The sequence below is a fragment of the Alcanivorax sp. HI0083 genome, from assembly GCF_001635175.1.
In genome coordinates this window covers 1-950 of record NZ_LWFX01000240.1, presented here as the reverse complement: position 1 = coordinate 950, position 950 = coordinate 1, and the positions used below count along the sequence as shown (strand labels likewise).

General features: G+C 57.5%; 1 protein-coding gene. It reads left to right on the top strand.

Annotation, left to right across the window (positions count from 1 at the left end; genetic code table 11):
- Window positions 1-815 (top strand): translocation/assembly module TamB domain-containing protein (locus A3754_RS02615; RefSeq protein WP_197468398.1); only part of this gene is annotated, 815 nt, incomplete at its 5' end.
- Window positions 816-950: the final 135 nt, after the last annotated feature.

The following is a 950-nucleotide window of genomic DNA, read 5'->3' as shown; positions in this document are numbered from 1 at the left end:
CGGAAGCCGAAATCCGCCCAGTGGAAATTCCGGAAGGCGCCATCACCGTCAGCAACGATCAGGTGCTGGTCCATCAGGAAGGGGACAGCCCCAGCCAACTGCCACTGGGCATGGATGTGACCCTGACACTAGGCGACAAGGTTCACTTCAAGGGTTTCGGGCTCGACGCCATGCNCGGCGGCACCCTGCAGGTTGAGCAGAAACCCCAGCGGCCACCGCAACTCAATGGCGAGCTGGTGATTCGTGAAGGGCGTTACCGGGCTTACGGGCAGAATCTGGCCATCAGCGACGGCCAGCTAATATTCCAGGGGCCACCGGACAACCCCGGCCTGGATATTCGCGCCATCCGAAAAATCCCCAGCGAAGGCGTAGTGGTGGGTGTGCAGTTAAGTGGCACCCTGCAAGAACCCAGTGCATCTCTGTTTTCCGATCCCGGCATGGAACAAAGCCAGGCCATGTCTTACCTGCTCACCGGGCGCCCACTGGAAAGTGGCTCCAAGAGCGAGGGCAACCAAATTGCCCAGGCCCTGGCGTTATACGGGCTGGAAAAAGGCAGCGGTGTTACCGAAAAAATCGGCGATAAACTCGGTGTGGATGACATCAGCGTGGGTAGCGACTGGGAAAGCGACGACGCGGCACTGATGCTCGGCAAACAGCTGTCCGAACGGTTGTATCTCACCTACGCGGTGGGCCTGTTCGACGCCATTTCCACCGTCATCCTGCGCTATACCCTGACTCGCAGCCTGCACCTTGAGGCCCGCTCCAGCAGTGAATCGAACAGCATCGATCTAATCTGGGAAAAAGAGTTGAGGTAAAAGAACGCGGGAAGCTACAAGCATCAAGCTGCAACGCGGGTTGGGACAGTGCCACACCGTGACCGCCCTGCCCGCGAAACTCTGTTGAAAGTTCAAAGTGAAAAGTTGAAAAGGGAAACAGAAACAATCTTTGAA